Origin of the sequence: Thiorhodococcus minor (assembly GCF_010820565.1) — a bacterium.
GTDB lineage: Bacteria > Pseudomonadota > Gammaproteobacteria > Chromatiales > Chromatiaceae > Thiorhodococcus > Thiorhodococcus minor.
Map to the genome: position 1 here is coordinate 112,001 of NZ_JAAIJQ010000003.1, position 22,679 is coordinate 134,679.

At 65.8% G+C, this 22,679-nt stretch carries 17 protein-coding genes; 12 read left to right on the forward strand and 5 right to left on the reverse strand.

Annotated features, from left to right (window positions below):
* Positions 1 to 143: 143 nt before the first annotated feature.
* Together G3446_RS01865 and G3446_RS01870 are read left to right on the forward strand one after the other, a co-directional pair.
* Entirely contained in the window at positions 144 to 1,493 is a 1,350-nt protein-coding gene (locus G3446_RS01865) for an O-antigen ligase family protein (protein WP_342450003.1), read from the forward strand.
* A complete protein-coding gene (locus G3446_RS01870) occupies positions 1,490 to 2,785 on the forward strand; it encodes a capsular polysaccharide export protein, LipB/KpsS family (protein WP_164450696.1) in 1,296 nt (431 codons plus the stop codon). The genes G3446_RS01865 and G3446_RS01870 overlap by 4 nt, the downstream gene beginning before the upstream one ends.
* A 341-nt stretch (positions 2,786 to 3,126) precedes the next feature.
* Here the strand turns inward: G3446_RS01870 and G3446_RS01875 are convergent, their stop codons facing one another.
* The 4 genes from G3446_RS01875 to G3446_RS01890 all read right to left on the reverse strand — a co-directional run bounded on the left by G3446_RS01875 (position 3,127) and on the right by G3446_RS01890 (position 6,865).
* A complete protein-coding gene (locus tag G3446_RS01875; RefSeq protein WP_164450697.1) occupies positions 3,127 to 4,419 on the reverse strand; it encodes an NAD(P)/FAD-dependent oxidoreductase in 1,293 nt (430 codons plus the stop codon).
* 23 nt (positions 4,420 to 4,442) lie between these two features.
* Positions 4,443 to 5,042, reverse strand: coding sequence for a c-type cytochrome (locus G3446_RS01880; protein ID WP_164450698.1), 600 nt, complete (start codon positions 5,040 to 5,042; stop codon positions 4,443 to 4,445).
* Between the two features lie 257 nt (positions 5,043 to 5,299).
* Positions 5,300 to 6,259, reverse strand: coding sequence for an ankyrin repeat domain-containing protein (locus tag G3446_RS01885; protein WP_164450699.1), 960 nt, complete (start codon positions 6,257 to 6,259; stop codon positions 5,300 to 5,302).
* Between the two features lie 33 nt (positions 6,260 to 6,292).
* Positions 6,293 to 6,865 carry a NapC/NirT family cytochrome c gene (locus G3446_RS01890; protein ID WP_164450700.1) on the reverse strand — a complete coding sequence of 191 codons (573 nt, stop codon included), beginning with the start codon at positions 6,863 to 6,865 and terminating at the stop codon, positions 6,293 to 6,295.
* A 262-nt stretch (positions 6,866 to 7,127) separates the two neighbouring features.
* Here G3446_RS01890 and G3446_RS01895 point away from each other — a divergent pair, with 262 nt between their 5' ends.
* Positions 7,128 to 7,688, forward strand: coding sequence for an alpha/beta hydrolase (locus tag G3446_RS01895; protein WP_164450701.1), 561 nt, complete (start codon positions 7,128 to 7,130; stop codon positions 7,686 to 7,688).
* Positions 7,689 to 8,022: 334 nt separating this feature from the next.
* Entirely contained in the window at positions 8,023 to 8,274 is a 252-nt protein-coding gene (locus tag G3446_RS01900) for a hypothetical protein (protein ID WP_164450702.1), read from the forward strand.
* A gap of 525 nt (positions 8,275 to 8,799) precedes the next feature.
* Here the strand turns inward: G3446_RS01900 and G3446_RS01905 are convergent.
* Complete coding sequence (locus G3446_RS01905; protein ID WP_164450703.1) at positions 8,800 to 12,108, reverse strand: efflux RND transporter permease subunit; 3,309 nt, start codon at positions 12,106 to 12,108, stop codon at positions 8,800 to 8,802.
* 977 nt (positions 12,109 to 13,085) lie between these two features.
* Between G3446_RS01905 and G3446_RS01910 the strand changes: the two genes are divergently transcribed.
* The 8 genes from G3446_RS01910 (at position 13,086) to G3446_RS01945 (ending at position 22,638) form a co-directional block, all read left to right on the forward strand.
* Positions 13,086 to 13,340 (forward strand): hypothetical protein, encoded by a 255-nt coding sequence (locus tag G3446_RS01910; RefSeq protein ID WP_164450704.1) that lies wholly within the window; start codon positions 13,086 to 13,088, stop codon positions 13,338 to 13,340.
* A gap of 53 nt (positions 13,341 to 13,393) precedes the next feature.
* Complete coding sequence (locus G3446_RS01915) at positions 13,394 to 13,657, forward strand: hypothetical protein (RefSeq protein ID WP_164450705.1); 264 nt, start codon at positions 13,394 to 13,396, stop codon at positions 13,655 to 13,657.
* A 501-nt stretch (positions 13,658 to 14,158) separates the two neighbouring features.
* The gene (locus tag G3446_RS01920) at positions 14,159 to 15,160 is read left to right on the forward strand and encodes a helix-turn-helix transcriptional regulator (protein WP_164450706.1); all 1,002 of its coding nucleotides are present in this window, start codon (positions 14,159 to 14,161) and stop codon (positions 15,158 to 15,160) included.
* A 158-nt stretch (positions 15,161 to 15,318) separates the two neighbouring features.
* Positions 15,319 to 15,504, forward strand: coding sequence for a hypothetical protein (locus G3446_RS01925; protein ID WP_164450707.1), 186 nt, complete (start codon positions 15,319 to 15,321; stop codon positions 15,502 to 15,504).
* 32 nt (positions 15,505 to 15,536) lie between these two features.
* Positions 15,537 to 16,970: a type I-G CRISPR-associated RAMP protein Csb1/Cas7g gene (gene cas7g / locus G3446_RS01930; RefSeq protein ID WP_342450004.1), complete on the forward strand. Its 1,434-nt coding sequence runs from the start codon at positions 15,537 to 15,539 to the stop codon at positions 16,968 to 16,970.
* Complete coding sequence (csb2, locus tag G3446_RS01935; RefSeq protein WP_164450708.1) at positions 16,970 to 18,646, forward strand: type I-G CRISPR-associated protein Csb2; 1,677 nt, start codon at positions 16,970 to 16,972, stop codon at positions 18,644 to 18,646. The genes cas7g and csb2 overlap by 1 nt, the downstream gene beginning before the upstream one ends.
* A gap of 6 nt (positions 18,647 to 18,652) precedes the next feature.
* Positions 18,653 to 21,700, forward strand: coding sequence for a type I-G CRISPR-associated helicase/endonuclease Cas3g (gene cas3g, locus G3446_RS01940; RefSeq protein WP_164450709.1), 3,048 nt, complete (start codon positions 18,653 to 18,655; stop codon positions 21,698 to 21,700).
* Positions 21,697 to 22,638, forward strand: coding sequence for a type I-G CRISPR-associated protein, Cas3-extension family (locus G3446_RS01945; RefSeq protein WP_164450710.1), 942 nt, complete (start codon positions 21,697 to 21,699; stop codon positions 22,636 to 22,638). The genes cas3g and G3446_RS01945 overlap by 4 nt, the downstream gene beginning before the upstream one ends.
* The last annotated feature ends 41 nt before the right edge of the window (positions 22,639 to 22,679 follow it).

The following is a 22,679-nucleotide window of genomic DNA, read 5'->3' on the forward strand; positions in this document are numbered from 1 at the left end:
GCGCCCGAGAGGCTCCCTGCGAATTCCCGAAGCCCGGCATGGTAGCATCCCACTCCGCACGCCTTCGAGGCGCGCGCTCAGGCGGGCCTCCCGGCCCATCCAAGTCCCATCCGCTCGATGCCATCAGACGTCCCGACCTTGCCGTGAACATCCTGGCGCCACTCTCCGAACGATTGTCACGGCTCGGCACCGAGCGGGGCATCCTGGCCGTCACGCCTCTGCTGCTGGCCTTGAGCGCGGCGACCATCAACGTCGCCTACTATGAGGTGCACGGCCCGACGCTCCATAGCCTCATGCTGCTGAGCCTGGTCTGGCTGGTGCTGCACCTGCGCGGCGGACAACGGCTGGAGATGGGCCGACTCGGCTACCTGCTCAGCGCGATCTTCCTCGTCTACGCAGTCATCGCCGTCGTCGCGGCCGGAACGGCCGGCTTCAACACAGACGCCTTGGACCGGCTGGACCACTTCAGCTATTTCCTGGCCGGGGTCTTCCTCATCCCCTTCCTGGTCGCCGCGCGCGTCCGCCCGATCTGGTTTTGGGGCGCGGTCGCGGCCGCAGCGCTGCTCTCCGGGCTCTACGCCTACTGGGAGGTCCATGCCCTGGGACCCGCCTTCGAGCAGGCCACCGGCTTGGACTACCGGGCCGGCGGGAGCAAGGGCAAGCAGATCCCCTTCGGCGATATCGCGACACTCGCGGCGGTGCTGAGCGCACTCGCGGCCTGCGTCTACTACCCGCGACGCCGGCTGCTCGCCGCCCTCTTCGTGATCGCCGCGCTGGGCGGGAGCTATGCCAGCTTCGCCTCGGGGACGCGCGGCGCCTGGCTCTTCTTCCCGACAGGCATCCTGGTCATCGCCCTCTACCTGATGCAGAGGTATCCCGCGCATCGGCGTCAACTGCTCGCCGCGCTCGCGGCCTTGGCCCTGGCGGCTGGGATCGCGCTGGTGCAGTCCGAGCAGATCCGGGACCGCTTCGCGACGGCCATCGCGGAGGTGACCAGCTACGCAGAGGGCGACGGCGTCCAACCGGGCAACTCGCTGGGCGAGCGCTTCGAGATGTGGCGCGCCGCCTGGATGGCCTTCGAGGGGCACCCCTGGCTCGGCATCGGCGTCGGTCAGCTCAATGCCCATTTCAAGCAGGCCGCCGACGACGGGCTCATCTCCCAGGCCATCGTCGCCTTCAACGATGGCGAGGGCCACACCCACGCGCACAACGACTATATCCATGCGCTCGCCACGCGCGGCCTGATCGGGCTCGGATCGCTCCTGCTCCTCTATCTGGTGCCGCTCGGCATCTTCGCGCGCACCGCGCTCATGCAGCCGGACCCAGGACTGCGGGCGATCGGCTACGCGGGCATCCTCACCATCCTGGCCTACACGCAGTTCTCGCTCACGGACTCCATCCTGCTCATGCGCATCACGGCCGGCTATTTCGTCTTGTTGACCTGCTGGCTGCTCGCCATGAGCCTCGCGGGCAGGAGAGTGACCTCCCCATGAGCACAAAGGTCATCGCCTTCGTCGATCCAGGCCCGAACCTGGCCCAGTACCTGTCCGCCGTCGGAGACCGGCTGCCGGCGGGATACGCGCCGACCTATTTCGCACTGCGCGTGAAGAGCCGAAGCGTCCTGCATCGATTGGGCCGGCCGCTGCATCCGCGCCACAGCGCCGGCAAGCCAGGTGACTGGCCGAGCCACATTCGGATCGATAGGGACGCGCTCGTCGCGAGGCTGCGCAAGGACGCCGACAAGGCGCTGGTCGCCCGCGATGCGCCTGACTTCCGCTGGCTGGTCGGCGCGCTCGACGCCTTCTTGGATGACCTCGAGCCAGCCGGCATCTTCCTGTGGAACGGCTCAGGCCTGGCCGCCGCGATCACCGAGCAGCTCGCGAGGGCGCGCGGTATCCCGCTGGTCTTCGGCGAGAACGGCTATCTGCCCGGCACGCTCCAGCTCGATCCCCAGGGCGTCAACGCCTTCTCCCGCATCGGCCTGGACGCCAGCCTCGACGAGATCCGGACGCGCGACTACAGCGAGACGCAGGTCCAAGAGCTGGATCGCCTTCTGGGCGGCTACCGCGCGGGCACGACGCCGACGCGCAAGCCGCCGCCCTGCGGGCGCGTGCGCCCCTCCCCGCTTGCCTATCTCGCCCAGGCCTGGGAAGACCTGCATGAGCGCGAGCCCTCCGCCAAGGGCAACCTGCGCATCCCGCGCGAGATCCCACCACTCCCGGAGCGCTTCGTCTTCTTCCCGCTCCAGGTCCGCAGCGACAGCCAGCTCACCATCCACTCGCCCCTCTACGGCAACCGGCTGGACGAGGCCATCGCGGACCTCGACAGGGCGGTCCGCGCAATCGACCCGGGGCTGAAGCTGGTGGTCAAGCTGCATCCGGCCGATCTCGGCAAGACCGACTATGACCCCGTCGCCCAGGGCTTCCCGGATGTCGTCTGGATCGGCGGCGGCGACGTGCGGACCATCCTGCAGCGCGCCGCCTGCGTGGTGACGGTCAATTCGACCGTGGGCATCGAAGGGATGATCTACGGCAAGCCGGTCGTCACCCTGGGCAGCAACTTCTATGTCCGCGAGGGGCTGGTCCATCCGGTCCGCGACCGCAGCCAGCTCGTCGATCGGCTGCGCGCCGCACTCACGGATCCGCCGGATCACCCGCTCACCCAGCAGTATCTCCGCTACCTCTACTTCCACGCCTTCGCGCGCGGCCACTGGCAGGATTATGCCGAGGCATCTCTCGATGCCATCGGGGCACGCATCGTCGACATGGTAGAGCGAGCCAGATAAGAGCCTAGCGTCGGCCGGGTGCCCGTCGCGCCGGGGCGGCGCTCCCACGGCGGGGTAGCCTGCTTGTCCGCAGCACCCGGCAATTCGGGTGACTGATCTGTCCGACTCGGGCTCTGATCAGAGGGCGTCGATCATCGTTTCGGCCAGTCGTCTCCTGTAGGGTGGACAAGCGCAGCGCAGTCCACCAAGGCCGGCTCGGAATTCGGTGGGCTTCGCGCTCGCTCGTCCTCCCTACCGGCCCAACGGATGGCCAAGTCCGATCAGAGCAAGGCGACACGAAAAAGGGGCCACATCGTGGCCCCTTGGTAAGACGCCCCTAGCAGGGGCCAGAGATCTCGTGCTTATCCGAAGATGTCGTGCACGATGTTGTTGTACCAGCTGTGCGCGTAGGCGACTTCACGGGCAAGGGCCCAATCCGGCGCGTCCATCGGGGTCAGGCCGCCGGATTCCGGGACGGGTGCGATCACGGAGCCGTCCTCGCTCAGGCGATAGACGGCGGCGACCGAGATCCCGTAGTCCGGGGCGATGATGGAATAGCAGGTGTTGATGTAGGCCGGCGTTCCCGGCTCCTCGCCCTTGAGCATGGCGACGACGGCGGCCGCCGCGACCTTGCCCTGACTGTTGGCGGAGTAGCCGGACTTGGGCATCTTGGTCGCGATGCAGGCGTCGCCGATGACATGGATGCCCTTGTGGATGGTCGACTCGAAGGTTTTCTTGTCGACCGGGCACCAGCCGGAATCGTCCGCCAGCCCTGCAACCTGGGCGATCTTTCCGGCGCGCTGGGGCGGGATGACGTTGAGGACATCCGCCTCGACCTTGTCGCCGAAGCTGGTCTCGGCGACCGTCTTGTCCGCATCCACCTTGACGACGGCGGCATCCGGGCCCGGCTGCCACTCGATCATGGCGTTCTCCGTACCGAAGCCGTAGCGCCGCTCCCAGCCCTGGGTGAAGAGTCCCTGCTTGGAGAACTTCTGCTTGCTGTCGAGGATGATGACCTTCGACTTGGGCTTGTGCGCCTTCAGATAGTGCGCGATCTGACTGGTGCGCTCATAGGGCCCGGGCGGACAGCGGAAGGGATTCGGCGGCGCGGCGATGACCACGGTGCCGCCGTCCTTCATGGCCTCGAGCTGCTTGCGCAGCAGCGCGGTCTGCTCGCCGGCCTTCCAGGCATGCGGCAAGCGCTCGGCCGCGGCCTCGCTGTAGCCCTCGATCTTGTCGTAGAGCAGCTCGATTCCCGGGGCGACGACACAGCGGTCGTAGCCGAATTCCTTGCCCCCGGCGGTCTTCACTACCTTCTTGTCCGCATCGATGCCGGTCGCGCTGTCGTGCACGACATTGATGCCCATTCCCTTGAGAGCCTCATAGCCATGCTTGATGGAATCGAGCTTGCGGTCTCCGCCCAGCACCTCGTTGCTCATGTAGCAGGTGTAGTAGCTCTTGTTCGGCTCGATGATGGTGACATCGATGTCCGGTGCCGCCTGCTTGATGTAGCGCGCCGCCGTGGCGCCGCCGGTTCCGCCGCCGACGACGACGACTTTTTGGCTCGCACCCAGCGCAAGCTGAGGCAGACCCAGCGCCGTGGCCGCGCCCGCGATGCCGGAAATCTGGATGAATTGCCGTCTGGTCAGTGCCATCTCTGCTCCTCCTTATCGATTCGTTATTGTTGGCTGGCGTAGAAGGCGTAGAGGGCGTCGAGACCGGCCTCACCCTCGCGCTCGAGCATCTCCTCGAGCTTTCTGCGCATCTTCTTCTCCATCTCCCTGCGGTCCTCGCGGAAGTCGGACATGGCGTATTGGAGATAGGGAAGCCACTGCCCCGCCAGGATGTTGTAGTCCTCCTCGTCCTTCAGCGGCTTGCCGCCTTCGGCATGGCACTTTTCACAGTACTTGTCGTGGAGCTTCGCGCCTTGGTCGACGAGCGCCGTGTCATACGACTGAGGCGCGGGCGTGTACTCCAGCTGGTGGAAGTGCTCGGCCATCTTCTCGAAATCCTTCGTCGAATAGCCGCGAGCGATGCGCCCCATGATCGTCGAGTAGGTTTCGTCACTCTTGAAGGCCTCCATGGCATCGACGAAGACCAGAGGGTCCATCGCCGCGATCGTAGGCGCTGCCGGGCCTTGGCTGTTTCCCCCACCGCCATGACAGCCGGCGCAGGTGCCTGCGAGCATCTCCGCGGTCGGCTCGGCGGCAAGCGCCGCCGACAGACAGAGCGAAAGGGCTCCGATCGCGGTGGTGACTGTCGTTCTTCTCGTTGCCATCGTTGTTATCCTCTCCCAGTTGCTTCTTTGGTTTTCTTGCTTCTGTGGCTTTGCAGATCGCTGGTGGTCCACCTGTATTGAGGCTCGCCCGAAGCGCGCCAAACCACGACGATCATCGCAAGGGTCGACTCGGACCCCTCTCTCCCGGCCCAGGGACCGGGCTCCGTCCGACATCGCCCCATGGGCAGCCAGACAAATACCCTGAAAACGGTGCTGAAATTCGCGCTCGATCACGGTGGTGACTCGGCTTGGCTCGGTCACTCGCTCGTGGCTGCCGCGAGCAGCTCAGCCGCCTCGACATTGCCCGTGGCACGTGCGATCTCCAGCGCCGTCTGGTCGTCATCATTACGCAGCGCCATCGAGGCGCCCGCGTCGAGCAAGACCCGAAGCACGTCATTGTGCTCGGTCGCGACCGCCTCCATCAGCGCCGTCGTGCCCAGCGCATCCTGGGCGTCCACGTCCGCGCCCCAGGCGAGCAGGCGCGAGGCCATGTCCGCCTGACCACGACCGGCCGCCAGGATGAGCGCGGTCGCGCCCGTCTTATCGCGCGCGCGAAGGTCCGCGCCCGCTTCGAAGAGTGCCTGTGCCACATCGACACGGCCGTGATCGGCGGCGATCAGCAGCGCCGTATCACCCTCCTTATCGCGCGACTCGAGCTCCGCTCCGGCTGCGAAGAGGAGCGGAACGACATTGGCCTGACCCTTCTCGGCCGCTTGCATGAGCGCCGTCCGGCCATCGCGATCGGCAGCCTTGGGATCCGCCCCAGCGGCGACGAGCTGCTGCACCATCTCCGCAATGCCATAGCGCGAGGCAATCATGAGCGCGTCCCAGCCGGAGCGCGTGCGATCGTGCACATGGGCCTTGTGCTCGAGCAGCAAGGAGCTGATGCCCGTGTGCCCGGCCTCGGCGGCGAAGGTGAGTGCCGTGCAGCCGGCGACGGTGCGGGCGTTAACATCGGCGCCGCGGTCGACCAGGAGCGAAACGGTCGGCAAATCGTCGGACTCCACGGCCATCATGAGCGCGGTCTTGCCGAACTGGTTGCCCTGGTTCACGGGCGCGCCTTGATCGAGCAGGCTGCCGATGGTCTCGGTGTCGCCGATCATGGCCGACAGCCTCAGCTCGCGTGCCAGGTCGTCCGTCGCTGCGGCCGACGCCTGGGTGAGCGTACCGCTCAGGATCAGCGCAGCGGCAATCGAGCGTGCAGTTCGCGCGTGCATCGTCTTCTCTCCCCAGCCTGCTTCAGCGGGTCCTCAGTTGGCGTCCGCGACTTCGTCGTCCAGATCCTCGGGCGGATCCGGCTCGTAGTGCACGACGCCACGGTGACAGTCGATGCAGGTCTTGCCCTTGTCGCGGGCGGAGGCGTGCCGACTGCGCGCCGATCGGCTCTGCTCGGACAGGTCCATGTTGTCGAAGTCGTGACAGCTGCGGCACTCGCGTGAGTCGTTCGCACGCATGCGGTCCCAGACCATGTTCGCCAGATGCCAGCGGCGCGCCTCGAACTTCTCCTCCGTGTCGATGGTTCCGAGGATCTCGTGCCAGACGTCCTTGGCCGCGATGATCTTGGTCACCAGCTTGGGTCCAAGTGGCTTGGGGACATGGCAATCCGCGCAGGTGGCCTGCACCCCGGAGGTGTTTTTGTAGTGGAGCGAGTCTTTGTACTCCTCGAAGTTGGTCTGCATCGTGTGACAGGACGTGCAGAACTCGAGGGTATTGGTCGCCTTGATGGCGAAGTTGACGCCGAGAACGAGAATTACGCCACCGGCGATGAGGACCCCTGCCAAGACAAGGGAAACATGGCCTGGAGACGCCGAGAGCTTCGACATCGAGACATCCTCCTCTGTGGCACCACCCTCACGGGGTGCTTGCCGCCGCGGCCTAGCGGCGGGCTTGCCCACCAACTGACACGCTTAGTTATTGATAATTGTCATGCATGTTACGCCATTCATGCGTCAAGCGCCAAGACCGGTCGACTTCAGATGTGGAACTGGCCGACGAGCGCGCCCTCGCCCGCAATCGCCCCGAGCTGCCGCGGGGCCGAGCCAGCTGCCTTGAGCGCGAAGCGCGATTCTTGAGTGCCCACTCGCCATGACCTCAGCCCTCTATCTCCTTCCGGGCCGAAGCAACACCCTGAGCGATCTTGGCGACATCGTCCTGGACCTCGGCATGGATGTCTGCGGGCGCGAGCTCCGCCCGCCCTTCAGCACGCTGCGATTCTCCGAGCAGCTGGCCTATATCCAGAAGGACCTGCGCACCCTGCTCTGGGCGCCCGAGGCCAAGCTCATCGGTCACTCCTACGGCGGCTATCTGCTCCTGCACGCGCTGGCCGAGCTGCCACCATTCCCTGGGCGCATCCTGCTGCTCTCGCCTGTCCTCGGCAGCGCCGTCGTGCGCGGCGACAGGCCCTTCTCATCCACGCCACCCAGGGCCAGACGACTGCTGGAGCTCTCCGAGCGCCAGACCTTCCCCGCCCCGCGTGCGCTGGAGCTGCATACAGGCGCGGACGACGACGGCTGTGATCCCGACCTCGCCAGGACGATTTGCGCGCAGATCTCCACGGCCACGGCGACCGTCGTGCCCGAGCAAGGACACCAGCTCGCACCAGACTATGTCGCCGAGGTGATCCGCAGCTTCATCAGGGAAGGCTGAGCCATGGAGGGCTTCGCAATCGCGGCTCGGCTCGATCTTGCCGACGGCGCAGAGATATGGATCAGGTGGAGAGTGGGACGGCCGGAGCCTGGCGCAAGCCCATGCTCATGCCAGTCAAAAATCGTTCGACTCGAACGAACAATCACCCGGAGTCTGTTTGCGAAGGACGACATTCCCTTCGTTTCTGAGCATTGACCTCTAAGCCAATCAGGAAGAAATTATTCTTTATAAATATTTAGTTACGACAAATTAGCTCAAACTGGCACAGCGGCTGCGTAATTCGCAGCGAGCGCAACCAAGCGCCATCCCTCGGAGCCGACTTGGAGACATCAACATGCTGAGCATCAACGACCTCACCCTTAGCCACGGCCTCGACACCACTGCCATGGGCAGCGTCCGCGGCGGCTTCGCCTTCGCCAGCGATGTCTTTGGCTACTTCAACAGCCCGACACTCGACCTCGGCACCCACGAGCTGGTGCAGAGCCAGGCCGTCGCCATCGACCAGAGCGGCGCCACTGGCGGCTTCAACATCAGCGACACCAGCCAGACGCAGAACGGCATCAGCGGCCAGGTCTCGCTGTTCTGAGACCGCGCCTAGGGGCTGCCCGTGCCGTGTTTCCCGACTCGGGCCTCTGGTGACGCAGCTCCAGCTGCGTCACCAAGGAGCCGGAGCCCCGCTGCGCGAGTCCGAGGGTAAGCGCCGCTTTCGGTCTGGCGCAGGGGCCTGAAGTGCTCGGCGTCGTGAAGCAGAGCTTCTTCGCCGAGGTCACGGACCCGGAGCTTTGTGACCAGAAAAGCGGGAAGCAGGCGGAAGGGCGAATGAATTCGCCCCTACAGCACCGGGGGTAGCCCCGAACCGGGGGGGCGAAAGCCCCGCTCGCTTGGCTGCGGAGGCCTTGATCCCCGGTTGGACAGCTAGGGAGGACGACCGAGAGCGAAGTCCACCGAATTCCGCGCCGGCGCTGGTGGACTGTGCTGGGAGACTGTGAAGAAATCCTGCGTAGGCGGCGGGAGCTACCGACTTCTTCGAGCTGCGCATCTCATGAGCCGGCGGGCAAGCCGTCTATCCGCACCAGGCGCGCGGTCCATCGTCGTCGCCTGTCCCCCAGCCCTATGCCAGGCTCGAATCGGGCGGCTGGCTGAGCTCGACGCGGAGCGCGCGGTTGGCCGCGACGCACCTCAAGGGCAGGGTGAGCATGGTCAGGGTCACGGAGGTCAGGGCGCCGAAGAGGAGCGAGATGGCCATACCCTGGAAGATGGGGTCGAAAAGGATCGCGGCGGCGCCGGCCATCATCGTCAGGTCCGTCACCCAGATGGGGCGCATCCGCGTCTGGCCAGCGCGCAGCACCGCCTCCTCGATCGAGACGCCGCGGTGCATCTCGTTCTTGGCGAAGTCGACGAAGAGGATGGAGTTGCGCACCTCGATGCCCGCCAAGGCGATGAAGCCGATCATGGAGGTCGCGGTGAACTCGGCACCCAGCAGCCAGTGACCCGGGACGATGCCGATCACAGTCAGCGGGATCGGCAGCATCACGGTCGCCGGGACGAGGAAGTTGCCGAACTCGACGACCAGCAGGATGTAGATGAGCACCAGCGCCGCGGCGAAGGCCAGGCCGAGATCCCGGAAGGTCTCGTAGGTAACGGTCCACTCCCCCGTCCACTCGAAGCTCGACACCCCCTCGGCCTGCGGCGGACCCGTCAAGGTGCCGGAGATCGCCACGCCATCCGGGGCTCGATAATCTGCAAGCAGACGCTCGATGCCGAGCATGCCATAGATGGGTGCGCCGAGCCGTCCAGCCATTTCGCCGACCACATATTCCATCGGGCGCAGATCGGTGCGATACAGGATCTGATCTTCGGGGATCCTCTCGAACCGGCCGAGCTCGGCCAGCGGCAGCAGGTCTCCCGATGCGGCCATGATCGGCAGGTCGCCGAGTGCGCTGACCGAGGAGCGCAGTGAGAGCGGCAGCTCGAGCACGATGTTGACCGGCTCCAGCACCTTGCCGCGCTTGACGTCGCCAAGCGCGTACCCGCCCATGGCCATCGCCAGGTTGCGGTTGACGCTGTCCACGGTGACCCCGCGCCGCGTCGCCTTCTCGGTATCGATCACGAAGCGCCAGCGCTGGTAGGGCTCGATCATATAATTGTCGACGTCGACGATGTCCGGCGCCTGCTCGAACATGCGGGTCAGGTCCTCGGCGACCTGCCGCCGCGTCTTGGCGTCTGGGCCATAGACCTCGGCGACCACGGTTTGCAGGACCGGCGGACCCGGCGGCATCTCGACCACCGCGATCCGCGCATTGTGCTCCTCGGCAATGGGCGCCAGCAGGTCGCGGGCCGCGTTGGCGATCTCGTGACTGCTGCGCGCACGCTCATGCTTGTCCAGCAGCATGACTTGGATGTCACCTTCCCAGGCGCGCCCGCGCAGGTAGTAGTGACGCACCATGCCGTTGAAATTGAACGGCGAGACGGTACCGACATAGCTCTGCAGCGCCGTAACCTCTGGCAGGTGTCGCAACGCCTCGGCGAATCGCCAAGTGACGTTCGCGGTCACCGGCAGCGCCGTCCCCTCCGGAAGATTCACGACCACATTGAACTCGGGCTTGTTGTCGAACGGCAGCATCTTCACCGTCACCGCCTTGGTGTAGAACATGGAGCAGGCAAGCAGAAAGGCGACCAGGATGACTCCGAGCAGCCCCCAAGCAAGCCGACGGCTGCGGATGAAGGGCGACACGATCGGGCGGTAGATCTTGCCAATGATCGCCTGCGTGCGATGCTCCCGCGCTTCGGCGCGCTGCAGCGCATCGAGCCGCGGTCTGAGCAGGTAGGAGCACCAAGGCGTGAAGACGAAGGCCGCGAACAGCGAGAAGCACATCGCCACCGAGCCGAGCACTGGGATGGGCCGCATATAGGGTCCCATCATGCCGCTGACGAAGCCCATGGGCAGCAGCGCCGCGAGCACCGTCAGGGTTGCGATGATGGTCGGGTTGCCGACCTCGCGCACGGCGTCCACGGCAATCTCGGTGCTGGTCTCGCCTTGCAGCAGCCAGCGGCGAAAGATGTTCTCGGTCACGACGGTCGCGTCGTCGACGAGGATACCGATCGAGAAGATCAGCGCGAACAGACTGACGCGGTCGATGGTGTAATTCAGCGCCCAGGCGGACCAGATGGTGATGAGAATAACCAGCGGAATGACGATGATGACCACCAGGGCCGCCCGACGCCCGATGGTGATCCAGCAGATGATGCTCACGGCAACGGCCGCATGGAGCAAAGCGCCGAGCAGCTCGTTGACCTTATCGTTGGCGGTCTTGCCATAGTTGCGGGTCACCGCGATCTCGACCGCGTCCGGGATGAGGTGTCCTCTCAAGGCCTCGAGCTTTTCCAGGATCGCGTTGGCGACCGTGACGCCATTGGTGCCCGCCTTCTTGGCGATGGCCAGCGTCACCGCGGGCGCGCGCAGAGCCTGCTTCCCGGGATCGAGGCTTGCCGCGCCCAGGTGATAGGTCACCATCCTTTGGGTCTCCTCCGGCCCTTCGCGCACCTCGGCGACGTCCCGCACATAGATGGGCATGCCATATTGGCTCCCGACCACCAGTGCGCCGACGTCTTCCGTGGTCCGCAGATAGCCGCCGGAGCTCATCCGCAGCAGCCGATCGCCGGCCTCCAGCGTGCCCACGCCGCGCTCCTGGTTCGCCTGCCGCACCGTCTCCGCGACCTGCTCGAGGCTGATTCCATAGCCCGCGAGGCGCTCCGGCTTCGCCTCGATCTGGATCTGGCGGCGCCTGCCGCCGACAACGAAGCCCGGCCCGGTATCCTCGACCTCCTCCAGCCGCTGCAGCAGGTCGATCGCGAGCGCCCGGAGCTGACTGTCGTCGACTTGGCGCGACCACAGGGTAAGGGTCACCACGGGGACATCGTCGACGCTCTTGGGCTGAACCAAGGGCATCGAGACGCCGGGTGGGATCTTGTCGAGGTTGGTCTGCAGCTTGTCATGGACCTTGACGATCGCGGGGCCGAGCGGCTCGCCGACCTCAAAGCGCACCACCACCAGCCCCTGCTCCCGCTCGGCGGTCGCGTAGATGTGCTTGATACCCGGGATCTCGCTCATCATCCGCTCCAGTGGCCGGATGGCGAGATTCTCGACCTGCTCCGCAGAGGCTCCCGGGTAATCGAAGAAGATGTCGATCATCGGCACCGAGATCTGCGGATCTTCCTGGCGCGGCGTCACCCATAGCCCGATCAGGCCGACCGCGAGGGTGGCGAGCATCAACAGCGGTGTCAGCGGCGAATCGACAAAGAGCTTCGCCAGCCTGCCGGCGGGGCCGAGGGGCGGCCCTTGCTCCAATGGCGGCGGAAGGTGGTAAGCCGCGGGTCGCCTGGAACGGTGTTTCGGGTGATGGTGCGGGACGCGACGCATGGTGGTCTCTCACTGGCGCGCGCGAAGTACGAAACCTGCCGTTACCTCTGAGTATAGTCGTCGCCCGATTCAGACCTGCGGCGACCGCTGCACCCTGCGCAAGGCCGCCTCGTCGCCTTGAATCATCGGAAGCTTCTCGACCTCAAGCCCTGCTCGCGTCGAGCTGGGGAAACACTGAAGCTGGGTGTTGCTCGGTCAATTCGAACGAGCTCAGGCAGCCCTGGAGCAAGGGATGCGGCGATCATTCTCATGAGAGGGTGGACGAACGAGCGTGAAGTCCACCAAGCCCTGCTCCGAAATTGGCGGACTACGCTAGCCCCGTGCCACCCCCGGTGGACTGCGCTGCGCTTGTCCACCCTACACGGCTGGAGGCCATCTGCAGGGTGATTGGGTCGCTCATCGGCCCCAACACCGAATCGTAGGGTGGACGAACGAGCGTGAAGTCCACCAAGCCCCGCTCCGAAATTGGCGGACTGCGCTAACACCGTGCCACCCCCGGTGGACTGCGCCAGCGCTTGTCCACCCTACACGGCTGGAGACCATCTGCAGGGTGATCGGGTCGCTCATTGCATGCCAGCCACGCTCGTAGTCTGCATCCCGGCGCCTGGCACCCTGCCAGGTCGGACAAGCCTGCCCCATGGATCAGCGCGCTCAACCTCAGGCCGCGCTGCCCCGGAGAGGAGATGGCCGAAGCCCGACCTTCCCGAGTCATCCTGCCGGCCGCTAGGGCCATGGGATGCCAGGCCGACTCAGCCTAGAACGACCTCAGCCTGGCTCTCGCAAACACTTCTGCCTTTAATGTTCGCCTATCACGAACAGATATTCCTTTCCAAGCAACCACCCGCGCCCGGCGAAGCCCGCGATGGCTTGCTGCATAAGGGCTCATAGCGAATTTCCAAAAGTTGGCACAACGCCTGCTTAGTTCTTAGCGAGCGCAACAGAGCGCCATCCCTCGAAGCCAACTTGGAGACATCATCATGCTGAGCATCAACGACCTCACCGTCCGCCACGACCTCGACACCACTGCCATGGGCAGCGTCCGCGGCGGCTTCGCCCTGAGCGACTTCGACTCCTTCTTCGGCATCGCCAACGCCCCCGAGATCGACATGGGCACACACTTGCTCGCACAGGGCCAAAGCCTGGCCGTCGATCAGTCGCTCAACATCGGCGGACTGAACCTGGTGATCTCGGATCAGGACCAGAACGCCATCTCCGGCCAGGTCGCGATCTGAGCCAGACCAGCCCAGCACCATTGAAAACACACAGAGATTCAGGAGACACCACCATGCTGACCATCACCGATCTGAACGCCGACCGCACCCTGGACAAGGCCGCCATGAGCGGCGTGCGCGGCGGCTTCGCCTTCGCCGGCGACGTCTTCGGCTCCATCGCAGGCTATGTCAACAGCCCGACGCTCGACCTCGGCACCCACGAGCTGGTGCAGAGCCAAGCCGTTGCCATCGACCAGAGCGGCGCCACCGGCGGCTTCAACATCAGCGACACCAGCCAGACGCAGAACGGCATCAGCGGCCAGGTCTCGCTGTTCTAAGACCGCGCCTAGGGGCTGCCCATGTTGTGCTTCCCGACTCGGGCCTCTGGTGACGCAGCTCCAGCTGCGTCACCAAGGAGACGAAGCTCCGCTTCGCGAGTCCGAGGATAAGCGCCGCTTTCGGTCTGGCGCAGAGGCCTGAAGTGCTCGGCGTCGTGAAGCAGAGCGTCGTCGCCGAGGTCACGAAGCCCGAGCTTCGTGACCAGATAAGCGGGAAGCAGTTGCCGGACACGTCCTTCGGGGTCGTCCGAAAGGCCTCGCCGCGGCGACTTGAGTCGCCCTTGGCGCTGGCGAGAGGGCGAGTGAATTCGCCCCTTGCAGCACCAGCGATCGTCCCGAACGGGGGTCTTCCGGCCCCCGTTCGCGTTGCGGGCCGCCTCGGCCGTATCCGGCGCGGAGCCAACGCCGGGCTCACCGATCTATCCCGCTAGTCACGACGCGTTCACAAGACCGGCGCAATGCGACAAAATCGAGCATGCCTCAAGGACAAGAGCGAGCTCAATGGACAAGATCCACCGCATCCAGGCGCTGGAACGGCTGCTCAAGCCACGCCGTACACCCATTCCCATGCGCGAGCTGATGAGCGCGCTGGAATGCTCGGAATCCACGGCCCGCCGCCTTCTGCATTCCTACCGGGACGACTTCAATGCACCCCTGGTCTATGACCCCGAGCATCGCGGCTGGCGCCTCGAGCGACGTGGCGATGATGGCCCGACAGAGATCCCTGGCCTCTGGCTCACACCCGCGGACCTCCATGCCCTGCTCGCGGCCCGCGAGCTTCTGAGCCAGATCGAGCCCGGACTCCTCGGCGAGCAAACCGCCCGCATCACCGAGCGCATCGACCAGCTCCTTCACGACCGCGGACTGAGCGCCGGAGAGGCCGCAAAGCGCATCCGGCTCATCGCCATCGGCGCGCGCCATTGCCAGAGCGGCACCTTCACCAGGGTCGCACACGCGCTCCTGCAGCGGCGTCGCCTCAGCATGCGCTATCGACGTCGCGGCGCAGCCGACCCCAGCATCAGAGTCCACACAGCCGAGCCCCGCCAGGTCTCTCCGCAGCGCCTGACCTGGTACAGAGGCAACTGGTATCTCGAGGCCTGGTGCCACCGCGCGGACGCACCGCGCCGCTTCGCCGTCGAGCGCATCCAGGCCCCCAAGCTCACCGACCAGACCGCCATCGAGATGCCGGAAGACCAGCTCGAGCAGGCCTTCTCCAGCGCCTTCGGCATCTTCACCGGACCAGCCACCCAGACCGCCGTCCTGCGCTTCACCCCAGAGCGCGCCCGCTGGGTCGCCGAGGAGACCTGGCACCCCGACCAAGCATCCGCCTGGCTGCCGGACGGCCGATTCGAGCTGCGCCTGCCCTACGGCCACGCGGAAGAGCTGCTGATGGACATCCTCAAATACGGACCGGATTGCCAGGTGGTCGAGCCGACCGAGCTGCGACAGGCGGCAGCGGACCGACTACGGCAAGCACTTGCCCAGTACCAGGCCGATGGCTGAGCCGACGAGCGGTCGTGCTTCGGGGAGGTCGCCTGGTCAGGTTTTGACAGGGCGAGCATGCAGAATTGAAGCCCAACCACCGTGCGCTGCCCTAGACGACCTGCGGCAAGAGACAAGAGCTAGCAAGGCTATGAGATCACCTCCGCAGGAGACCCCGGATGCAAAACACTGACTGGAAGAAGATCGCCGCAGACTGGCGCAAGCTGTCGCCCGAAGAGAAACGGCGAATTCGCCTGGCTCGAATCCCGCGCAAGGTCGCGCGCAGCATGGCCTTCGCGGGCGACCCCGTCGACGAGACGATGCTGGAAGAGGAGCTGAGGCGTCTCCTGGAAGAACGGGCGTAGTATCCGGCTGGCCGCTCAGCGAGGTCCGATACGTGAACGCCCAGCCCGGCGCGGGCAGGAGAAGCGATAGACCTGGTGACGAGGCTCTGCTTAATGGTTCGCCTGGCGGCGCCAGCGCGTCGCGAAGCAGAACCTCGTCGCAAGGATCACGCAGTTGGCAGTTGCGTGACCAGAAATCTTGGAAGCAGTTGACAGATAGCCTTGAGGACGCAACGCGCATAGGAGCACCCATGACTGGACTTACACTCGAAACCATCCGTAGTGCACTCTCCGGCCACGCTGCGGCTTTTCGACGGACCACCAGCTACCAACCGTCGGGTGGCCCGGGCGACAAGATCTTTCCGCCAACCTACGACGGAGGGAAGTATGCAACCGAGCCGCGCATGATCGCCGGCAGCAAAGTCGACTGCGTCCTGCTGGATTCGGTGCAGTCGCAAGCGAACCGCATGGAGGCGGCGCTTCTGGAGGCACATCGCGAGAAGCGCATCAACCTCCCCCTGGTCGTCGCCCGCTTCGACCAAGAGGCGCTCCTGAAGAAGTTCACAGTGACGAGTCTGGATGCTCCGCATCGCGTCGCGGACGCGATCTTCCGGGACAGCCGATTGGACGACGTGCTCTTCCGCCATTCCGAAAAAGGTCGCCTCCTGGACACGGCAGAGGTCCGGAATGCCACCGGGCTCTTCGGCTTGAATCCCACGGCCCTGGTATTCGGACTCTGGGATTCGACGGGGCCGCGCGGTGGAATGGGCGCCAAGTTCCAGCGAGCCTTGGTGTCGGAAATGGTGGGACTGGATGCGGTCGCGGGCGTGAAGACCAGCAGCCGGATCGACCCGGCGGCAATCTCTGCCGGTGTCACGATCTACGAAGCAGAAAACGAGCTTGGCTTCACACCGCTTGAAGCAGCCGCCATCAAAGACCGTAGCGGAAAGCCTCGCCTCTTCGATCGCGGGAAGAGCAGGCAAGGTAAGCCAGGCAATCCGTCGAAAGCCAACCACAGCAATGTAACTCCTTCCGTCGATGACGAAACCGGAGGCTTCACAATCAGTGAGGCTCGGCAAACGACTGTCCTCTCCCTAACATGCATCCGCCGCCTTTGCTTTCCGCTGAACGGCTCGCCCGATAGTGACCCGGCAGCCAACCTGGCCGCCCGCACCGCACTCGCCGCGCTAGGGCTTGCGGCGGCGACATTGTCCTACAGCCAGATGACAGACCTCAGGTCCCGCTGCCAGCTCTTCCCGGTCGAGGCTGGCCCCTGGCAGCTCTTGGACGAGCCTGGCGCCGAGCCCAAGAGCTTCTCGCTCACCCCCGAAGAAGCCATCCAGCTTCTCAACCGGGCCGTCGAGGATGCGAAACGGGCGGATCTGCCCTGGGAAGGTGAGATCCTTCTGCAGCCCTCGGAAGAGCTGGTCGAGCTGGTACGACGCAGCCAGGAGCTGGCGGCGGCCAGCGGCGAAGGAGCCGACTGATGCTCGCGCTGGGCATCCACTACCTCAACGGGTGGGCGATGGCCGCGGCGGGCGGCGCGAGCAAAAGCCACGCGGAATGGCCGCCGCACCCGGACAGGGTTTTCATGGCGATGGCCGCCGCCTGGCTCGAGACCGGGCGGGACCCGGACGAAGGCGCAGCGCTAGAGTGGCTGGAGTCCCTGGAGCCGCCCGGCATCTCCGCGACGGACGCCGAAGTCCGCACGGCTGGTTCCGACTGGCGCCTCCCGGTCAGCTATGTGCCGGTCAACGACGTGCGCGTCTCGAAGAAGGCCCCGGCCGTCTCCAGCCTCGGCAAGCTCCAAGACGCCGGGTTGAGCACATTGCCGGAGCATCGTCCGCGGCAGGCCCGCCACTTCCCCGTGGCCGTGCCGCACGAGCCCATCGTCCACTTGGTCTGGCCAGACGCGGACGCGGTTCAGCATCGAAAGGCCTTGCAGCGGCTCGCGCGCAAGGTCACGAACATCGGCCACTCGGCTTCCCTGGCTCAGATGTGGCTGGAGCAAGAGCCCGTCGAGGCACGCTGGACGCCGACGGACAGCATTGCGCAGCACCGACTGCGGATTCCGAGTGCCGGGCGTTTGCGCTACCTGGTAGAGCGCTGCAATCGCGACGCCGCCGTGGCCTACGCCGACCTGCGCGCCCGCGTGCAATCGGCTAAGGGACGCCAGAAGAAGACACTCCAGACGGATCTGGAAACGCGCTTCGGGACCAGCGCCCCCGTCAGCCTGAGGCCCGAGCCCGGGCTCTGGCAAGGCTATGCGAAAGCACATCCCGAGGGCGCAGCCGACCTCCCAAGGGGGCTGTTCGACCCGAGGCTCGTCGTCCTTACGCTGCGCGGCCACCGGCTGCCCCTGCCCGCCGCGCTCAAGCTGACCAACGCCGCGCGCTGCACGCTGCTCAAGGCAGTCGCGGAGCTGAACGGTCAGTCACAGACAGCGGTTTGCGAGGGTGGAACGGACCAGGCCGCCGCCCTTGTCCGCGCCTTCGATTACCCGGAATGGCTCTCGGGGCATCGCCTGGACGGCCGCGCAAGCTCGCAGCCGCACATCGCCTTCGCACCGCTCCCCTTCGTAGATGCAAAGCACGCCGATGGCAGAATCATGGGGCTGGCCCTGATCCTGCCGAGGCGGATTCCGGCGGGCGAAGTAGGACGCTGGTTGGAGCCCTGGCTGCGTGACGACTCCGGACTCCCCCGCGACATCCGACTGTTCGACGGCCAATGGGTCGAGACCCGTACAACGCTAGAGACACGCGAGGACGTGCCCTGGAATCTGCGGCCTGAGACCTGGACCGCGCCCGGCCGGGGCGCAACGCGCTGGGCAAGCGTCACACCGGTGGTCCTGGACCGACATTTCAAGGGCGCGGACAAGTGGCGCAAGGCCGCGGAGTCCATCAAGGATGCCTGTAGGCGCATCGACCTACCGCCTCCGGACCATGTCGAGCTGCGCCCGACCTCATGGGTCCGCGGCGTGCCGCGCGCGAATGAATTCCCCTACCTCTCGCGCAAGTCGGACGGCGGACGCATGCATCACGCGCACGCAGTCCTGCAGTTCGATCAGCCCGTCGTCGGCCCCGTGCTGATCGGAGCCGGACGCTTCAGAGGCTATGGACTCTGCCGCCCTCTACGAGACCGCGATTCTCAATCGACGGAGTAAAGCGCCATGGATGCAAGCCTGACCAATGGATTCGCCGCGTTCTTCGAAGCCGTTTGGGACAAGCGGCCCTTCGCCTGGCAGACGGCCCTTGCCGAGCGCGTTCTCACCAACGACGCGTCGCCCTGGCCACAGTCGATCGCCTTGCCGACGGCGGCGGGGAAGACCGCCTGTATCGACATTGCCGTATTCGCCCTCGCGGCCCAAGCTGCAGGTCTCGGGGCCGAGCAGCCGCTCACGGCCCCGCGACGCATCTTCTTCGTCGTGGATCGACGTGTCATCGTGGACGAAGCCTTCGACCGCGCGCGAAAGCTGGCCGCTGCGCTCCGAAGCCCCAAGACCCCCATCGTCGCGCAGGTCGCGGAAAGCCTGCGAGCCCTCGCCAGCGGCCCCGGCGGCTCGAATCAAGCCCCCTCGCCGCTCGAAGTCTTCGAGCTACGCGGCGGCATGTATCGCTCCGAAGCCTGGGCGCGCAGTCCATTGCAGCCCCTGGTCGTCGCCTCGACCGTCGATCAGCTCGGCTCAAGGCTGCTATTTCGCGCCTATGGTCGCGGCTCCGGCATGTGGCCGGTCTATGCGGGATTGACCGGCAACGATAGCTTGATCCTGCTCGACGAGGCCCACTGCGCCCGCCCCTTCCTGCAAACCCTAAGGGCCGTCGCCAAGTATCGGACCTGGGCCGAGGCTCAATTGCGGACACCCTTCTATCCTGTCGTCCTGTCCGCGACGCCTCCGGGGAAGGCCGCAGACGACACCTTTCGGGATACGTCGGAGCAGCCGAGAGATCCGGAGCATCCCCTCGGCAGACGCCAGCTCGCCCGCAAACCCACCCGCCTGATCCAATCCAGCGCTTCCGGCAAGACGGCCTTCAAGCGCTTGGCCAAAGAGCTAGCGGCCCAGGCACTGGAATTGGCGACCGGACCGCGCAAGGCCATCGTCGTCTTCGTGAATCGCGTCGCCACCGCCCGCGAGACCCACCGCCTGCTGCAAGACTTCTGCAAGAAGCACGGCGGCGAGGCCATCCTGCTGACCGGGCGCATGCGACCGCTCGACCGTGATCGGGTGCTCGGCGAGAAGCTGAGGGTATTGACCTCCGCGGCGGCTCCCGAGCGCTCATTCACGAAGCCGGTCTTCGTCGTCGCGACGCAAACGCTCGAGGTCGGCGCCGACCTAGACTTCGATGCCCTGGTCTCCGAATGCGCGAGTCTCGATGCCCTGCGCCAGCGCTTCGGCCGCCTCAACCGGATGGGACGCGAGCTCGCCGGGCGAGACGCATCGGGCTGTCCGCTCGGCGCCGAGGCCGTCATCCTGGTGCGCGAGGATCAAGCCAAGTCAGACGCGGAAGATCCTGTCTATGGCGCTGCCATTGCCAAGACGTGGAGCACGCTGGAGAGCCTGGCGGGTGAGGCAGGCGTCTTGGATTTCGGCATCGCCCACTTGGACGCCGAAGCACTCATGGGCAACGAGGGCGAAGGACTGAATGCGCCCGCACCTGACGCGCCCGTTCTGCTGCCGAGCCACTTAGACGCCTGGGTCCAGACCAGCCCGGAGCCGACGCCAGTCCCGGAGGTCGCGCTCTTCCTGCACGGAACGGATCGCGGCACGGCGGACGTGCGCGTCTGCTGGCGAGCGGATCTCTCGCTGGACTCTGAGAGCGCCCAGCGCCAAGCGAGAGACGCCCTTATCCTCTGCCCCCCTTCCGTGGCGGAATCCCTCCCAGTTCCAATCGGCGTCATGCGGCACTGGCTGGACGGCGAGGACGACGACGACAGCTCGGACATCGAAGGCGCGAATCCAGATCTGGCCGCCGGGTCCGGCCAGAGCCGCCCTATGGGCAGACGCGCGCTGAGGTGGCTTGGCCGACGGGAGCCAGAGCCCGCCGAGATCATGAAGCAGGGCGCGACTCTGCGGCCCGGGGACGTCCTAGTGATCCCAAGCGCGCTTGACGGGCGCAAGATGCTCGGGCAGGTGCCTGACGAGGACGCCGAGCATGTGTCCCTGGACCTCGGCGACCAAGCCCACTTGCGCGCACGCGCGAAGGCGCTGCTGCGACTACACCCGGCGCTCGTCCGCGCCTGGCCCGACGAATACACGGCCAAGGCGGCGATGATGCAGCTTCTGGAGCAGCCTGAAGAGGAGATGGAGGAGGATCCGGATGGCTTCCTCGACGACCTCGTTTCGGTTCTCTCAGCCCTGGCTGAGCAGGAGCCGGCGTCGGGCTGGCAGTGGCTGCAAGACGCAGCGGCCCATTTCACCAAGCTCAAGCGCCGCGAGCTGAGACGCGCCCTGCTGCGCCATCCGGATCGCGGAGTCGTCCTGAATGGCCGCCGGCTATTGCCGGCATACATGGGCGAGGCCGAGCGCTTCACTGACGAGGACGACGCCATCGCGTCCAGCACGCGAGCCGTCCCCTTGCTACCGGAGCCGGAGGAGCTCGAGGCTGAGCCCAAGGCGCACCTCGCCGGGGTCGCCGTCTACGCCCGCCGCTTCGCGGCTGGCTGCCAGCTCCCGGCCGCACTGGTCGAAGCCATCGAGCGGGCCGGCCTGCTACACGACCTCGGCAAGGCCGACCCGCGGTTTCAGGCACTGCTGCACAACGGCAATCCGTGGATCAAAGGCGTGCTGCTCGCCAAGTCCGGAGAGCTACCGCAGAGCGGCCAAGCGTTCGAGCAGGCCCGCCTGGCCTCCGGGTATCCCAAGGGCAGCCGGCATGAGCTGCTGTCGGTTCGGCTGGCGGAGTCGGCCGAGGGTGCCTTGTTGCCGGCTCCGGACGATCCGCTCCGCAGCCTGATACTGCACCTCATTGCCAGCCATCATGGCCATTGCCGGCCATTCGCCCCGGTGGTCCCTGACCCGGACCCACCAATCATCGAGGTCGAGCTACTCGGACATCGGCTGACATACGACGGCCCCACTGGGCTGGAGCGCCTGGAATCCGGAGTCGCCGAGCGCTTCTGGCTGCAGACGCGCCGGTACGGCTGGTGGGGATCCGCCTGGCTGGAGGCCATTCTGCGCCTGGCCGACCATCGACGCAGCGAAACGGAGGCACTGACATGACAGGATTCGACCTGGATGGAATCCATGGCAGCAATCCGCTCGGATTCATGGCCGCGCTCGGGACGGTCGCCGCCTGCGACCGCTCCTTCCCGCACGACGCAGCCAGGCTCTCCTGGCACCAAAGCCAGGGCGCTTGGCGACCGACCTTGAGTCTCGATCGACCCTTGACCCGAGAGGACTTGCTTGCCGGCCTGGACGCCCAGCTGAAGACCCTGTCCGCAAACCCCGCGGTCAACCTGGGAGACAACCTGAGTCTCGACTGCGCGGACTTCAGGCAGAAGGCCGTGCTGGCCCAGCAGAGTGCCACGCCAGAGCAGCGAGACTTCGCCGATTTCATGGCCGCCTTCGGGAGCGAGAGCGTTCAATCCAAGCTGAACGGCAAACCGACCGGGAAGATCGCGGACACAGCCTTTCGGACCATGAACGGCTCGGGGCACCAGCATTTCCTGGGCTCCATCCGCACCTTCATCGAGGACACGAAAGTCGAGCATCTAGAAAAGGCGCTCTTCCATGCGTGGCGCTACGACGATCCAGTCGAAAAGCACACCATGCGCTGGGACCCAATGGACGACGTGCGCTATGCCTTACGTTGGCAAAATCCGAGCGGCGACCGCGAGCGCAAGCAAACAGGGAGCGTATGGGGTGCAAACCGCCTGGCGATCGAGGCGCTTCCGCTGTTTCCGACAGCTCCGCGGCACACCGCCCTGGAAACGACCGGCTTCCGCGCCCGGCGGGGAAGCGGGACCCTCTGGACATGGCCAATTTGGGAAGGCGATCTGACGGTCGATACCATCCGGTCCGTGCTGGCACTCGCGGAGCTTCAAGCCAGCGAGCCGAACCGTGACGGGCTGGTGCGCCACGGAATCGTAGAAGTCTTTCGCTGCAAGCGGATTACACAGGGCAAGTTCCGCAATTTCGGGATGGCTATACCTGTATGAAGGGGCTATTGGAGACGCAGCCCCAGCGCGACGGCAAGCTT

What these genes read in the sequence shown, in the direction of transcription:
- G3446_RS01870 (WP_164450696.1), top strand. Translation starts at nt 1,490, where the DNA reads ATGAGCACAAAGGTCATCGCCTTCGTCGATCCAGGCCCGAACCTGGCC.
- G3446_RS01875 (WP_164450697.1), bottom strand. Translation starts at nt 4,419, where the DNA reads ATGGCACTGACCAGACGGCAATTCATCCAGATTTCCGGCATCGCGGGC.
- G3446_RS01880 (WP_164450698.1), bottom strand. Translation starts at nt 5,042, where the DNA reads ATGGCAACGAGAAGAACGACAGTCACCACCGCGATCGGAGCCCTTTCG.
- G3446_RS01885 (WP_164450699.1), bottom strand. Translation starts at nt 6,259, where the DNA reads ATGCACGCGCGAACTGCACGCTCGATTGCCGCTGCGCTGATCCTGAGC.
- G3446_RS01890 (WP_164450700.1), bottom strand. Translation starts at nt 6,865, where the DNA reads ATGTCGAAGCTCTCGGCGTCTCCAGGCCATGTTTCCCTTGTCTTGGCA.
- G3446_RS01895 (WP_164450701.1), top strand. Translation starts at nt 7,128, where the DNA reads ATGACCTCAGCCCTCTATCTCCTTCCGGGCCGAAGCAACACCCTGAGC.
- G3446_RS01900 (WP_164450702.1), top strand. Translation starts at nt 8,023, where the DNA reads ATGCTGAGCATCAACGACCTCACCCTTAGCCACGGCCTCGACACCACT.
- G3446_RS01905 (WP_164450703.1), bottom strand. Translation starts at nt 12,108, where the DNA reads ATGCGTCGCGTCCCGCACCATCACCCGAAACACCGTTCCAGGCGACCC.
- G3446_RS01910 (WP_164450704.1), top strand. Translation starts at nt 13,086, where the DNA reads ATGCTGAGCATCAACGACCTCACCGTCCGCCACGACCTCGACACCACT.
- G3446_RS01915 (WP_164450705.1), top strand. Translation starts at nt 13,394, where the DNA reads ATGCTGACCATCACCGATCTGAACGCCGACCGCACCCTGGACAAGGCC.
- G3446_RS01920 (WP_164450706.1), top strand. Translation starts at nt 14,159, where the DNA reads ATGGACAAGATCCACCGCATCCAGGCGCTGGAACGGCTGCTCAAGCCA.
- G3446_RS01925 (WP_164450707.1), top strand. Translation starts at nt 15,319, where the DNA reads ATGCAAAACACTGACTGGAAGAAGATCGCCGCAGACTGGCGCAAGCTG.
- csb2 (WP_164450708.1), top strand. Translation starts at nt 16,970, where the DNA reads ATGCTCGCGCTGGGCATCCACTACCTCAACGGGTGGGCGATGGCCGCG.
- cas3g (WP_164450709.1), top strand. Translation starts at nt 18,653, where the DNA reads ATGGATGCAAGCCTGACCAATGGATTCGCCGCGTTCTTCGAAGCCGTT.
- G3446_RS01945 (WP_164450710.1), top strand. Translation starts at nt 21,697, where the DNA reads ATGACAGGATTCGACCTGGATGGAATCCATGGCAGCAATCCGCTCGGA.